Annotated in this window: 4 protein-coding genes; all 4 read left to right on the top strand. The window is 72.4% G+C overall.

Annotated features, from left to right (window positions below):
• Positions 1-179: 179 nt before the first annotated feature.
• From OG884_RS34875 to OG884_RS34860, 4 genes are read left to right on the top strand one after another with little or no spacing between them, the layout of a single operon-like run.
• Positions 180-6,932: a non-ribosomal peptide synthetase gene (locus OG884_RS34875; protein ID WP_326639981.1), complete on the top strand. Its 6,753-nt coding sequence runs from the start codon at positions 180-182 to the stop codon at positions 6,930-6,932.
• Positions 6,929-12,439, top strand: a complete 5,511-nt coding sequence (locus OG884_RS34870) for a non-ribosomal peptide synthetase (protein ID WP_326639979.1) — start codon at positions 6,929-6,931, stop codon at positions 12,437-12,439. The genes OG884_RS34875 and OG884_RS34870 overlap by 4 nt, the downstream gene beginning before the upstream one ends.
• Positions 12,436-13,602 carry a saccharopine dehydrogenase NADP-binding domain-containing protein gene (locus OG884_RS34865; protein WP_326639977.1) on the top strand — a complete coding sequence of 389 codons (1,167 nt, stop codon included), beginning with the start codon at positions 12,436-12,438 and terminating at the stop codon, positions 13,600-13,602. The genes OG884_RS34870 and OG884_RS34865 overlap by 4 nt, the downstream gene beginning before the upstream one ends.
• Entirely contained in the window at positions 13,599-15,566 is a 1,968-nt protein-coding gene (locus tag OG884_RS34860) for a Gfo/Idh/MocA family oxidoreductase (protein WP_326639975.1), read from the top strand. The genes OG884_RS34865 and OG884_RS34860 overlap by 4 nt, the downstream gene beginning before the upstream one ends.
• The last annotated feature ends 21 nt before the right edge of the window (positions 15,567-15,587 follow it).

Here is a 15,587-nt window from a genome sequence, read left to right as displayed (position 1 = left end):
CGATCCCCTTCGTCGTCTCCCGCTGGGAGTGGCATATGCCTCGTTCATCCGTTTAGGATGCACGAGTAGAAATGATAACCATTTTTACTGCATTGCTCCATCGGCACGTCCTTCCGCTGACGCAACGCCACAGGCAAGCACCACGAACATCCGAGCCCACACCGGAGGGAAACCCACCCTTGAGTGACGAACACTCCGTCCCAGAGCAGCCGTCGACCCCCGCAGAGCCGCCTTCGCAAGCACCGGCGTTCGCGCCGGACGACGTACGCGAGGCGGTCGCTCAGGCGCTGGAGATACCGGCGGACGAGATCGACCAGGAGCGCGACCTGTTCGAGCTCGGTCTCGACTCCCTCGCCGTGATGAGACTCGCCGGCGAGTGGCGTCGCCGCGGTATCGCCGTCACCTTCCGGGACCTGGTCCAGGACCCGGTGCTCGGCTCCTGGAGCGCCCTGCTGACGGAGAGGGCACAGCAGGCCTCCATCGACATGCCCTCCCCCGCCCTCACCCCGGACACCGGTTACGACGAGGAGGCGCCGTTCGCGCTGGCGACGATGCAGCACGCCTACTGGATCGGCCGGCAGGACGGCCAGCCGCTGGGCGGCGTCGCCGCCCACTTCTACGTCGAACTCGACGGCGAGGGAGTGGACCCCGTACGGCTCGAGGGGGCGCTGCGCGCTCTGAGCGAGCGGCACGGCATGCTGCGGGCCCGCTTCGACGACGAGGGCCGCCAGCACTACGGCGCGCCCGGCACCGGCCTGGTCGTCCACGACCTGCGGGAGCTGCCCGCCGACGAGGTCACCGACACGCTGGAGACGTTGCGCGAGCGCCACACCCACGGCCGCCTCGACATCGCGGCGGGCGAGGTCTTCCGGGTCTCCCTGTGCCTGCTGCCCGGCGGGCGAACCAGGCTCCAGCTCGACCTGGACATGATGGCCGGCGACGCGCTGAGCCTGCGCGTCCTGCTCACCGACCTGCACCGGCTGTATGAGCGCCCCGATGTGTCATTGCCCGCCTTCGGCCTCGACTACGGCCGCTACCTGGCCGAACACGCTCGGCGTCGTGGCGCGGAACGCGAGCGGGCCGCCCGGTGGTGGCGCGACCGGCTCCCCGATCTTCCCCGGGCGCCCCGGCTGCCCACGACGGTGGATCCGCTGCGGCCGGTGTCGGCGGCCGACTCCGCGCTCACCCACTCCAGGCGTCTGCACCACTGGCTGGACCCGGACGCCAAGGCCGCCCTCCTGGCCCGGGCACGCCTGCACGGCATCACCCCCGCAGCTGCCCTGGCCACCGCGTTCGCCGAGGTCATCGCCGCCTGGAGCGACACCCACCGCTTCCTGCTCAACCTCCCGCTGTTCGACCGGGAGATGCTCACCCCCGACGTCGCCGGCCTCATCGGCGACTTCAGCGGCTCCGTCCTGCTCGACGCGGACATGAGCGCCGCCCTGCCCTTCACCGAACAAGCCCGGCTGCTGCAGGACGGTCTGCAGGCGGGGGTCGCCCACGGCGCGTACGGCGGCGTCGAGGTGCTGCGCGACCTCGCGCGCCTCGAAGGCGCCCCCGTCCTCGCGCCCATCGTCTACACCAGCGCCATCGGCCTGGGCGAGATCTTCACACCGGACGTCCAGGCGACCTTCGGCCGCCCGGTGTGGATCATCTCCCAGGGCCCCCAGGTCTTCCTGGACGCCCAGGTCACCGAACTCGACGGCGGACTCCTTCTCAACTGGGACGTCCGCGACGGCGTGCTCGCCCCCGGCGTGCCGGACGCGGCCTTCGACGCCTACCGCCGCCTGGTCACCGACCTCCTCACCACCTCAGAGGCCTGGCTGCTGCCCGTCGGACCGCTGCTGGCCGCCGACCGGCTCCCGGTCCGCGCCGTCGCCGCCCTGCCTGCGGCCCCGCAGCCCGGCCACGTTCTGCACACGCGCTTCTTCCGGCTCGCCGACGAGCGGCCCGGCCACCTCGCCGTCGTCAAAGAGGACGGATCCGCGCTGACGTACGCCGAACTCGCCCTGGTGGCGCGGAAGGTGGCGACCCTGCTGCGGCACCACGGTGTGCGGGAGGGCGACACCGTGGCCATCACCCTGCCCAAGGGCGCCGACCAGATCGCCGCCGTCCTCGGGGTTCTCGCCGCGGGAGCCGCCTACGCGCCCGTCGGGGTGGAGCAGCCCGCCATCCGGCGCAGCCGCATCCACGCCATGGCCGGCGCGGCCGTTGTGCTCACCGACGACGCTCACGCCCATCTATGCGCCGATCTGCCTGAAGTAGCCGTGCTGCGCCTGGCCGACGCCGAGGAACTCCCCCCCGGGCCCGTCGCCCACCCCGGACCGGACAGTGCCGCATACCTGCTCTTCACCTCCGGCTCGACCGGGCTGCCCAAGGGGGTGGAGGTGTCACACCGCGCCATCGTCAACACCGTCGACGCGATGGGGGATCAGTTCGGCGTCGGTCCCGGCGACCGCACGCTGGCGATCTCCGCCCTCGATTTCGACCTCGCCACCTACGACATCTTCGCCCCGCTGTCGGTCGGCGGGCAGGTGGTCGTCGTCGGCCAGGAGCACCGGCGTGACGCCCACCACTGGGCACACCTCGTCCGCGAGCACAAAGTCAGCATCGTCCAGTGCGTTCCCGCACTGCTGGACCTGCTCATGGCGGCGGGCGGGGACGCGGGACTCGGTGACACGCTGCGCCTGGTCCTGCTCGGCGGCGACTGGGTCGGGCTCGACCAGCCCGCCCGGCTGCGCGCCCTCGTCCCCGGCTGCCGCTTCGTGGCCCTCGGCGGCATGACGGAGGCCGCCGTGCACTCCACCGTCTTCGAGGTCGACGAGGTCGACCCCTCGTGGAAGTCCATCCCCTACGGCGTGCCGCTGCGCAACATGCGGGCCCGCGTCGTGGACGGGCGTGGACGCGACTGCCCCGACCAGGTGCCCGGTGAGCTGTGGATCGGCGGCCCAAGCGTCGCCACCGGCTACCGCGGCGATCCTGAGCGCACCGCGTCCCGGTTCGTCGACCATGACGGCGACCGCTGGTACCGCAGCGGTGACCTGGCCCGCTACCGGCCGGACGGTGTCCTGGAGTTCCTCGGCCGCGCCGACCACCAGGTGAAGATCGGCGGGCACCGCATCGAGCTCGGCGAGGTCGAAGCGGCACTGGAAGAACATCCGGACGTGCTGCACGCGGTGGCCACCGTGCTGGAGACCCCGGTCCGCCGCCTGGCGGCGGCCGTGTCGGTCATATCGCCCACGGGCGGCCGCCCCGACCCCGACCTCCTGCGGAGCCGGGCGGCCGAACAGCTACCCGCCTACATGCTTCCCGAGCATGTCCTGGTCATGGACACGATGCCGCTCACCTCCAACGGCAAGCTCGACCGGGCGGCCGTGCGGCGTGTCCTGACGGCCTCCGCACGCGAGCACCCCGTAGCGGCGCAGGCCCCGTCCGGCCCGGTGGAGACCGTGGTCGCGGGCGTGTGGGCCGAACTCCTCGGGGTGCGCGACGTGAGCCGCGGCGACGGCTTCTTCGCGCTCGGCGGGGACTCGCTCATCGCGACCCGCATGATCGGCCGGCTGCGCGCCGCCGGCGTCGGCGGGGCCCGCGTGGCCGCGCTCTTCGCCAACCCGATCCTTCGGGAATTCTCCGCGCTGCTGACACTGCGGCCCGACACCCCCGGCCCGAGCACCGCACCGAGCACCGCACCGACCACCGTCCTCTCTTCTGACCCCGGCCACGCCTACGAGCCTTTCGCCCTCACCGATGTCCAAGCCGCCTACCACACCGGACGCGACCCCGGTTTCACCCTCGGCGGCGTCGGAACCTGGCACTACAGCGAGTTCGACGGCGCCCAGGTCGACCTGGGACGGCTGGAGCGGGCCTGGCAGACCCTCATCCGACGGCACGGCATGCTGCGCGCCGTCGTACGAGAGGGCACGCAACAGGTGCTGGAGGCCGTCGCACCGTATCGGATCGACTGCCAGGAGAGCGACGCCGCCGGAACCGACGAGGCCCTCGCCGCCCTGCGCGAGCGGATGTCCCGCCAGGTCCGCGACCCCGGCCACTGGCCGCTCTTCGCCGTCGCGGCGGTGCGCTACCCCGGCCCCTCGGGATCCGTCCGGACCAGGCTCGCCATCGGCCTGGACTACCTCGTCCTGGACGCACTGTCGATCACCACCCTGTACGCCGAGCTCAACGCCCTGTACGCCGACCCCGACACCTCACTCCCGGCGATCGAGCTGTCGTTTCGCGACTACCTCACCCAGCTTCCGGCCGACCCCCGCTCCACCGAACGGGCCCGCGCCCACTGGCAGGCGCGGCTGGAGGAACTGCCCCCCGTCCCCGCCCTGCCCCTGGACCGCAATCCGGCACTGCTCGAGACGCCCAGGTTCACCCGCAGGCAGCTGCGCCTGGACGCCGCCGCCTGGCGCACCGTCAAGGAGCGCGCCGCCCGGCACCGCCTGACACCCTCCACCGTGCTGCTCGCCGCCTACGGGGAGGTCCTGGCGACCTGGAGCGGAACCGACGCCCTCACCCTGACCCTGACCCTGTTCAACCGGCGTGAGGTGCACCCGCACGTCCACCGCGTCCTGGGAGACTTCACCTCCCTGTCCCTGGCCGCCTACCGCCGATCCGGCGACGGCTGGCTGTCGGCCGCCGCCGCGCTGCAGCGGCGGCAGGCCGAGGACCTCGACCACCAGGACGTGCCGATCGCCTGGCTACTGCGGGAGTTCGCCCGCCGTACCGGCATTCTCGACGCCGCCGCGCCGGTGGTGTTCACCAGCGCGCTCGGCGTCGGCGACGCCGGACTGTCCGACCCGGCCTCGGGCTTCCCGCCCAAGGTGTGGGGAATCTCCCAATCCCCCCAGGTCATCCTGGACAACCAGGTCACCGAGGAATCAGGCGAGCTGGTCGTCACCTGGGACGCGGTGGAGGAACTGTTCAGCGACGGCGTGCTCGACGCCATGTTCGACGCCCACACCCGGCTGATCCACCACCTGGCCGACGGCGACTGGACGGCACCGATCCCGGACCTGCTGCCCGCCGCGCAGCGGCAGCGGCGTACGGCGGTGGCGCTGGAGGAGGAGGGCGACCCCGTCACGCCCCGGCTCCTGCACGAGGCGTTCTTCGAACGCGCCGCCGCCGAACCGGACCGGACGGCACTGGTCACCTCCGAGGGCGGCACCACCAGCTACGGCGCGCTCGCCGACGGGGCGCTGCGCACCGCCGCCACCCTGCTGGAGCGCGGCGTGCGGCCAGGCGACCTCGTCGCAATCAGCCTGCCCAAGGGGCCCGAGCAGATCACGGCCGTACTGGGCGTCCTGGCCGCCGGCGCGGCCTACGTCCCGATCGGCCTGGACCAGCCTGCCGCCCGCCGCGACCGGATACGAACCGCCGCGGGAATCGGCCTGACCCTCGGCGAACGGCCCGCACCACCGCGAGCCAACACGCCGGACGACACCGGGGCACACCAGGTGATGTCCCTTCAGGAGGCGCTGAGCCATGAACCGCTGGAGCGAGCACATCGCGTGCCGGTCGAGGCACTCGCCTACGTGATCTTCACGTCCGGGTCGACGGGTGAACCCAAGGGAGTGAAGATCTCCCACACCGCGGCCTGGAACACCGTCGCCGACATCGGAACGCGCCACGACATCGGCCCCGGCGACCGCGTGTTCGCCCTGTCCGCGCTGGACTTCGACCTGTCGGTCTACGACATCTTCGGGCTGCTGTCGGCCGGCGGCTCACTGCTGCTGCCCACAGACGAGCTCCGACACGAACCTCGGCGGTGGCCCGCCCTCGTGCACCGCCACGACGTGACGGTGTGGAACACCGTGCCGGCGCTCCTGGACCTTCTCCTGGACGCGGCGGAGCACGCCGTAGCCGACAGCGAAACGCTGCGAGGGCTGCGCGTCGCACTGGTCTCCGGCGACTGGATCGGCCTGGACCTGCCGGGCCGGTTGCGGGCACTCACCGTGCGGCCCTGCCGGTTCGTCGCCATGGGCGGCGCGACCGAGGCGTCGGTGTGGTCCAACACCCTCACCGTCGAGAAGGTGGACCCCAGCTGGGCGTCCATCCCCTACGGGCGCCCGCTGACCGGGCAGCGCTACCGCGTCGTCGACGGCTTCGGCCGCGACTGCCCCGACTGGACGCCCGGCGAACTGTGGATCGGCGGCGCGGGGCTGGCCATGGGATACCTGGACGATCCGCGCCGCACCGCGGAGAAGTTCCCCACCCACGACGGGCAGCGCTGGTACCGCACCGGCGACCTGGGCCGCTACCGCTCGGACGGGCTCCTGGAGTTCCTCGGCCGGCTGGACACCCAGCTGAAGATCGCCGGGCATCGCATCGAGGCCGGCGAGGTCGAGGCGGCCATCGAAGCCCACCCGGACATCTCCCGGGCCGCCGTGGTGGCCGCGGGAGAGCGCACCGCCCGGCGGCTGGTCGCCTTCGCCGTTCCCCGCGAGCTCCCCGACGATCCCCTCATCGCCCACGACGCTGCCGGCCCGGACGCGACACGACTTGCCGACCGGCTCCATCGCTGGCTCGGCGAGCGCTTGGCCGCCTACGCCATCCCCTCCCGGGTGCTGCTGCTCGCCGCGCTGCCGCTGACCGCCAACGGCAAGATCGACCGCGCCGAACTGGCCCTGCTGGCCGCCCGGGACACCTCCTCGGCCAATGCCGAGCCGCCCCAGGGGGAGGTGGAGACCGCCCTCGCCGGGCTGTGGGACGCCCAGCTGCCCGGCTCGGCGCTGGACCGCAACGCCAACTTCTTCACCACCGGCGGGGACAGCCTGTCCGCGATCCGCCTGGTGTCAGCGATCGAACGCCGTTTCGGGACCGGCATCACGATCCGCACCCTCCTGGCCGCACCGACCATCGCCGCGCTCGGCGCGGAGATCACCGCAACGGTCGCCGGCGCGACCGACGTCGAAATCGGAGAACTGTGAACATCACCGAGCTGCTGGCCGGATACGCACGTGACGGCGTGGTCGTGTGGGCTCAGGACGGGCAACTGCGCTTCCGGGCACCCAAGGGCTTCCTCACCGACGAGCGGCGCGCCGAGCTGCGCGCCCACAAGGACGCGATCCTGCGACACCTGGCCGACGAGCAGAACAGCCGCCCCCTGCACCACGACGAGGCCGGCCGCCACGACCCCTTCCCCCTGACGGGCATCCAGGCCGCCTACCTGATCGGCCGGGCCGACGCCTACGCCTACGGCGGTGTCGCCTGCCACGCCTACGTCGAGCTGGACTACGCCGAACTCGACACCGACCGCGTCACCGCCGCCTGGCAGCACCTGATCGAACGGCACGACATGCTGCGCGCGGTCGTCCACACCGACGGATACCAGCAGGTGCTGCCGCAGACCCCCGAGCTGCGCGTCACCGACACCGCTACCGCCGACACGGCGCAGGCCGACGCCGCCCTGAACGACGCCCGCGCCAGGATGTCGCTGCGCCGAGGACCCACCGACCGCTGGCCGCTGTTCGACGTGCACATCACCCGGGTCCCCGGGCGTGCCGTGCTGCACCTGTCGTTCGACATGCTCACCGTCGACCACGCCAGCCTGCGCATCCTGCTGGCCGAGTTCCACCACCTGTACCGGGACGGCACCGGCGCACCGGCCCCGCTCGGCATCACCTTCCGGGACTACGTCCTGGCCCGGCGAGCCCTGACGGACACCCCCGCCTACTTGCGGGACCGGGAGTACTGGACGGCGCGGCTGGAGGAGCTGCCGCCCCCGCCGGAACTGCCGACCGCCGAGACCTGGGCCGCCACCGAACACCCAGACGACGGTGACGTCCGTTTCCGCCGCCTGGAGCGGCCGCTGCCGATGGCCGCCAGGCAGCGCCTGACCGAGCGCGCCGGACGACGCGGACTGACCGTCTCCACGGTGCTGCTCACGGCGTACGCCGAAATCGTCGGCCGCTGGTCGCGCACCGCGCGCTTCACCCTCAACGTGCCGACCGTGGACCGCCCGGCGCTGCACGAGGACATCGGCCGCCTCGTCGGTGACTTCACCTCGGTGGAGCTGCTCGCCGTGGACCTGACCGCGCCGGCCTCCTTCACCGAGCGGGTCCGGGAGACCGGCGCCCAACTGCTGGAAGACCTGCAACACCCGCTGTTCACCGGCTCGGAGGTGCTGGCCGAGTTGTCGCGCCGGGCCGGCGCCCCCGTGCTGATGCCGGTCGTCTTCACCAGCGCCCTGGGCGGCGCCGGAGCACCGGGCGGCATCCCGCCGGAGGTCTCCTACGCACTCACCCAAACTCCGCAGGTGTGGCTGGACTGCCAGGTCATGGAGCGGGGCGAGAGGCTGGTCATGTCCTGGGACATCCGCGAGGGCGCCCTGCCCGACGGCGTCGCCGAGGACATGTTCGGCGCCTACGTCACGCTGGTCGAACTGCTGGCGGCCGAAGGCGCCGACGCCGAGGACGCCTGGGAGCAGCCGGCCCGCGTCGAACTGCCCGCGGCGCAGGCTGCCCGCCGGATCGAGGTCAACGCGACGCAGGGCCCGTTGCCGGACTCACTGCTTCACGAGCCGGTCCTGGCCCGTGCCCTGGCCACCCCCAACGCGGTCGCGGTACAGTCCCCGGACCGCGCCTTGACCTACCGTCAGCTGCTCGGACGGGCAGCGCAGGTGGCCGACCTGCTGGTCGCAGCCGGGCTGCGCCCCGCCGAACCGGTGGCCATCTGGATGGACAAGGGCTGGGAGCAGGTCGTCGCCGTGCTGGGCACGCTGCTGGCCGGCGGCGCCTACCTGCCCGTCGACACCGCGCAGCCCCCGGCCCGCCGCGACACGATCCTCGCCGACGCCGCCGTCCGTACCGTGCTGACCCAGTCCTGGCTGGCGGAGATCGACGATCTACCGGACGGCGTGTCGGCCGTCGTGGTGGACCGGCTGCCCGAGGCCGTCGCGCCCAACGCCGCCCCGCCGCGCCGCGCCGCCCCCGACGATCTGGCCTACATCATCTACACCTCCGGCTCCACCGGCACGCCCAAGGGCGTGATGATCAGCCACCGGGCCGCCCTGAACACGGTCCAGGACATCAACCACCGCTACGCCCTCACCGGTGACGACCGCGTCCTCGGCATCGCCGCGCTGGGCTTCGACCTGTCGGTCTACGACATCTTCGGTCCGCTGTCGGCAGGCGGCACGCTGGTACTGCCCGAGGCCGGGCGCCGCGGCGACCCCTCTCACTGGGCCGACCTCATCTCCGCCCACGGCATCACGGTGTGGAACTCAGTGCCCGGCCAGTTGCAGATGCTCTGCGACTGGCTGCGCTCGGAGCCTCCCGGCCAAGACGGCACGCTGCGCCTGGCCCTGCTGTCTGGCGACTGGATCCCGATCACCCTGCCCGACGAGGCGCGGACGATCCTGCCCGGCCTGGAGGTCATCTCCCTGGGCGGCGCCACCGAGGGCTCCATCTGGTCGATCGCACACCCCGTCGGCGCGGTGGACACCAACCGGCCCAGCATCCCCTACGGCCGTCCGCTGACCAACCAGCGCCTCACCGTACTCGACCACGCCCTGCAGCCCCAGCCCGACTGGGTCACCGGTGAGCTGTACATCGGCGGAGCCGGAGTGGCCATGGGCTACTTCGGCGACCAGGCCCGCACCGCGGAACGTTTCATCACCGATCCGGCCACCGGTGAACGGATCTACCGCACCGGCGACCTGGGCCGCTACCTGCCCGAGGGGGACATCGAGTTCCTCGGCCGCGAGGACGCCCAGGTGAAGATCCGCGGCTACCGGGTGGAACTCGCCGAGATCGAGGCCGCCCTACAGGCACACCCCTCGGTAGGCGTGGGGGCGGTCCTGGTCGACGACTCCGCCTCAGGCGGGCGCCGCCTGGCCGCGTTCGTCGAAACAGCACACCACGGGTCCGACGAACCCGCCCCCCCGTCCGCCACCCGCGCACGCCAGGCCGCCGCGCACGCCGTACACGAGGCCTCCGCCAAGATCGACAGCAAACGGCTGACCGCCTTCCTCGACACGCTCGACGAGGTCGCGCTCTCGGTGATGAGCCGGGTGCTCACCGGCGCCGGCCTGTTCGCCGATACCGCCGGGCACACCGCCGAGGAGATCTACACCGCGCTGCGCTCCACCCCGCGTCACCGCCATGTCCTACGCCGCTGGCTGCGCGCACTCACCAGCCGGGGCCGGCTGTCGCACGACGACGCCGCCGCGACCTTCGGCGGGCTGCACCCGACCTCCGCAGCAGATCTGGAGCACACCTGGCAGCGCGCCACCGCACTGGAGCGAGAGGTCGGCTGGAGCACCGAACTGCTCGAGGTCATGCGCACCTGCGCCGACCGGCTGCCCGAACTCATCTCAGGCGACCTCGACATCCGCGCGCTGCTCTTCCCCGGGGCGGCCACGGAGGCCGCCGACGCCGCCTACCGTGACAACCTGGCCATCCGCCACCTCAACCAAGCCCTGGTGGCCGCCGTGCGAGAGATCGCCGCCGACCACGCGGGCGAGGAGCGGCTGCGCGTGCTGGAGGTCGGCGGCGGCGTCGGCGGCACGACCGGCGAACTGGTGCCGCTCCTCGCCGAATACGGCGTGGACTACGTGTTCACCGACCCGTCGGCGTTCTTCCTCAACGAGGCACGCGAGCGCTTCGCCGACCACCCCTGGGTGCGCCACGAACGCCTCGACGTGGACAACGACATCCGCGAACAGGGATTCATCCCCAACTCCTTCGACGTCGTGGTGTGCGCCAACACCCTGCACGCCGCCTGCGACACCGAGGCCACACTCGCCCGGCTTCGTGAGCTGCTGGTACCCGGCGGCCACCTGGTGTTTGTGGAAAACACCCGCGACGACCACTACCCGCTGCTGGTGTCCATGGAGTTCCTGGAGGTCGCCGGACGCACCTGGACCGACCACAGGGCACACAACGGGCAGTCCTTCCTCACCCGGCCACAATGGCTGGACCTGCTGGACCGGCACGAAGCGGTGGACGTCGTCTCGCTTCCCGAAGTGGGCGACCCGCTGGCCGCCACCGGCCAGGAACTCTTCCTCGCCCGCCTGAAGGCCGACCGCGCCCACGTCACGGCGGGCGAGCTGACACGCGGTGTGTCCACCCGGCTACCCGAGTACATGGTTCCGTCGCTGTGGCAGATCGTCGACGCCCTGCCCCGCACGGCCAACGGCAAGACCGACCGCAACCAATTGCGCTCCTGGCTGCCCCGCGAGGGCACGCAGGCGGCTCCGGCCGCCGACGAGCGGCCGATGGACGAACTGGAGAGCAAACTCGCCGAATTGTGGGCGCAACTGATGGCCGTGGAGCACGTCGGCCGCACCGACGACTTCTTCGCCCTGGGCGGAGACTCCCTGCTCGTCGCCCGCATGGTCGGCCGGCTACGAGAGCGGATACCGCAGGCCGCCGACCTGGAGTGGGAGGTCGTGCTGAGGCACATGCTGCGGCGCCCGACGGTGGCCGGCCTCGCCGCCTTCCTGCGCGGCCTCACCGGCGAGTCTCCGGCCGACCGGCCTGACGCGCCCGTCGATCCCGTCATCCACCTGCACGGCGCCCGTTCGGCGGACGAGCCCACCACCGTCCTCGTCCACGCAGGAACCGGGACGATCATGCCGTACCGGGCGCTGGTCACCGAGATCAGGCGGCGCTCCCCCGGAGTCGCCGACGTCGTGGGCCTGGAGGTCCCCGGCCTCGACCGCTATCTGGCCGCCCCGCCCGAAGGGCTCATCGAGCAACTCGCGGCCGACTACGCCCGCGCGCTGACCGCGGGCGGCGGCAGGCGCTTCCACATCGTGGGGTACTGCCTGGGCGGCCTGATCGCCACCGAGGTGGCCCGCAACCTGGCCGAGTCCGGCGCCCAGGTGGAGAGCCTGACGGTCATCAGCAGCCACAGCCCGAGGTTCCGCCTCGACGACGAACTGCTGTCGGAGTACTCCTTCGCCGTGATGATGGGCATCGACCCGGCCGACCTCGGCTTCCCCGACGACCAGTACCGAGTGGCGGCCGCCACCGACGCCGTGCTGGCCGGCAGCCCCGGCGTCCTGCCCGACGGCGGACTCGCCGCCCTCACCGGAAAGTACGCCGACGTCGCCGCCTGCTTCCGGAACCTGGCCACGGTACCCCGCGCCACGCGCATCGCCCGGATGTGCGAGGCGGTACCCGCCTCGGCCGGCAGCTACGAACCGGACCACATGACCCGGCTGTTCTCCGCCTACCGCCAAAGCGTCTTCGCCATCACCCGCTACACCGCCGAACCCTACGCCGGCGACATCACCTTCCTGCGACACGACGGCGCCTACCCGTTCCCCGGCAGCAAGGCCGCCGTCACCGAGTACTGGCAGGAGCTCACCCTGGGCGACCTGGAGATCGTCGACATCGGCGGCGACCATTTCAGCTGCCTGTCGGCCGAGCACGCCCCCGCGGTGCTGAAGATCCTCACCGAGCTGACCAACGGCGCGGTGACCCGATGAACGGCACGCGCATCATCGGGGTGCTGGGCGCCTCCGGAGCGGTGGGCCGGGCCGCGGTCCGCGAACTGCGCGACCTCGGCCACGGCGCGCTGCGCCTGGGCGGGCGCCGGGTGGACGCGCTGCGGGCCGTGGCCGACCAGGAGCTCGCCGGCCGCGGCGACATCGTCCGGACCGACGTCGAAGATACCGCGAGCCTGGCCGCCTTCGCACAAGGATGCGACGTTGTCCTCAACTGCGTCGGCCCGACCTACCGGCTCAGGGCCACCGTGGCCTCGGCCGCGCTGGCCGCCGGAGCGCACTGCGTCGACGTGGCCGGCGACGACCCGGCCGCCGAAGACCTGCTCAACGACGGCGACCCGGCCCGCGAGGGCCGCAGTGTGATCCTGTCCGCGGGAGCGCTGCCCGGCCTGTCCGCCATCCTGCCGCGCTGGCTCGCCCGCCAGGACCTGGACGAGGTATCGGCGCTGACCGCTCACTGCGGCGGCCTGGAGTCCTGCTCCCCGACCGTGGCCGTCGACCTGATGCTCTCCCTCACCGCGGGCGGCGCGAACGGCGCCGCCTACGGGGAACCGCTGGCCGCCGTCCGCGGCGGGCGCCGCCTCTCCCGGGCGCTGCGGGCCGTCGAGGACGCCGAAATCCCCTGCTTTCCCGGCCGGGTGGCCGTGCAGCCCTTCCTCAGCGGCGAGAGCGAACGCTTGGCCACGCGTCTTGGGCTGGATCGGGTGGACTGGTTCAACGTCCACCCCGGCCCGCAGGTACGCGCCCTGCTGAACCTGTTGCCGGGCCGCCTCGCTGCGGGAGCCGACCTCGGCGAACTCGCCGCCCGGCTGATCTTGGCCGCCAACCTCGACCTGGCCGGGCGCACGCCCTACTACGTACTCGACTTCCAGCTGACCGGCACCTCGGCCGGCCGGCCCGCGTGGCGCCGGCTGACGGTACACACCGCCAGCAGTTACCGGCTCACCGCCGCCGTCGGGGCGCTGGCCGTGGACGCGATCCTGCGCGCGACCGTCCCGCCCGGCGTGCACTTCGCCTGCGATGTGCTCGACCCGGACACCGTCGCCGACTGGCTCCGCGGCGGCGGAGCCGTCGATCGGTTCGAGCTGTCCAGGTCCGCCGATGAGCCGTGCGCCGACGATCCGGCCGAGGAGGGCGTCCTGTGAACGGGCACCCCCCGCTGCGGATGGTCGTCTGCGGCACCAACTTCGGCCGCTTCTACGCCGAAGCCGTCCTGGCCCACCCCGGCTACACCTTGGCCGCGATCCTCAGCCGCGGCTCCGCCGCCTCCCGCGCCTACGCGCGGCGCCTCGGCATCCCCCACCACACCGAGGTCGACCAGCTACCGGATGACATCGACGCGGCGTGCGTCGTGGTCGGCTCATCGATATCGGGAGGAGAGGGAACCGCACTGGCCAAGGCCCTGATCGGCCGCGGCCTCCATGTCCTGCAGGAACACCCCGTTCATCTCGACGAGCTGACCGAGTGCCTGAAACTCGCCCGACGCCACCGCGTGCAGTACCGGCTCAACACGCACTACCCGCACGTCGAGCCGGTGCGCGCGTTCATCCAGGCCGCCCGCAGGCTCACCACCCGCCAAAAGCCGCTGTTCATCGACGCCGCCACCCCCGTCCACCTGATGCAACCGATGGTGGACATCCTCGGGCGAGCCCTCGGCTCGCTGCGCCCCTGGCGGTTCACCGACCCCTTGACCCTGCCCGCGGAGGTCGGCACACAGCCGTTCCGCCTCCTGCAGGGAGTCCTCGGCGGGGTAGCGCTGACCGTGCGAGTCCACCACCAGCTCGACCCCGCCGACCGCGACAACCACGCCCTGCACTGGCACCGGGTATCGCTCGGCACCGAGGGTGGGGTCCTCACCCTGGCCGACACCCACGGGCCGCTGCTGTGGAGCCCACGCCTGCACGTCAACCGGGACGCCGACCGCCGGTTCGTACTCGACGGGCCGGGCACCGACGACCTCGACCTCACGACGACCTCGGTCATCGGCGACACCGGGACGTTCCGCGAGGTGTTCACCGAGTTGTGGCCCCAGGCCGTCGGCCGCGCGCTCGACGGGCTGCGAGCGGCCGTGACCGACAGCGAAGACGTCCTGCGGGCGGCGCAGTACGACCTGACGATGTGCCGCATCTGGTCCGATCTGGCCGCACGACTCGGGCCACCGGAAATCATCAGGCCCCCCGCGCCACACCCCCTTCCAGCCGGCGAGCTGTTCCCCGCTCCGCCGGCCCCGGCTGAAGCGCGAAAACCGATCCCCTCCCCCGAACCCCCCACGGACACCGGATCCCGGCCGGCCCCCCCATCGGAGTCGTCCGCAGACACCGAGGCGGCGCCTCCGTACACGCCGTCGGCCGAGTTCTTCGATCTCATCGCCACCGAACACACCGCCGGCGCGAGCGCTCCCGCCGTCGCACGGGCACTGGCCGGCGCGGACCTCTCACACGGACCGGTGCTCGACATCGGAGCCGGTACCGGCCTGCTGACCGAGGCCGTCGCCCGGGCCCGGCCCGACGCGGAGATCCTCGCCTGCGAACCGGCCACCGGCATGCGGGCCGTCCTGACCAGCCGCGTCTTCAGCGACCCGTACCTGCGCCCCAGGGTGACGATCACCGCTGACGCCGCTCCGGAGCTGGAGCTGCCCGACCACGTCAGCGCCGTCCTGCTGTGCGGTGTACTCGGCCACCTGGACGCCGGGCAACGCCGACGGCTGTGGGAGCGCCTGCTGCGACGCCTGTCCCCGAAGGGCGTCGTCATCGTCGAACTCATGGGGATGGAAAAGCCTCTACTCCTTCCCGAGACCCGGATGGCCACCGCCCGAGCCGGCCACCACCGCTACGAATGGTGGTTCTCCGGCGCCCCCGACCAGGACGCCCCCGCCACGATGCGGCTGCACACCACCTGGCGGGTGTACCTCGACGACGAGGACATCCCGCTACGCCTGGTGCACGACTCCTACCGATGGATTCCCTTCGGGCTGCGGCAGGTGGCCGAGGAGGCTGGGCTGCACGCGCGGCTGCTGCCCACCCGGCCCGGTGCGCCGCCGCTGGCCGAGCTCACCCGCCAGCCGGTCGTTGCCTCCCCTGTTCCCACCCCAGGCCCCGCTCTCCCCTGACCCTCTCCTCTCTTCTTTCTC

It is taken from the genome of Streptosporangium sp. NBC_01755 (genome assembly GCF_035917995.1).
Lineage (GTDB): Bacteria > Actinomycetota > Actinomycetes > Streptosporangiales > Streptosporangiaceae > Streptosporangium.
The sequence above is the reverse complement of the archived record's forward strand: the minus strand, read 5'-3'. Positions and strand labels throughout refer to the sequence as shown.

What these genes read in the sequence shown, in the direction of transcription:
- OG884_RS34865 (WP_326639977.1), top strand. Translation starts at nt 12,436, where the DNA reads ATGAACGGCACGCGCATCATCGGGGTGCTGGGCGCCTCCGGAGCGGTG.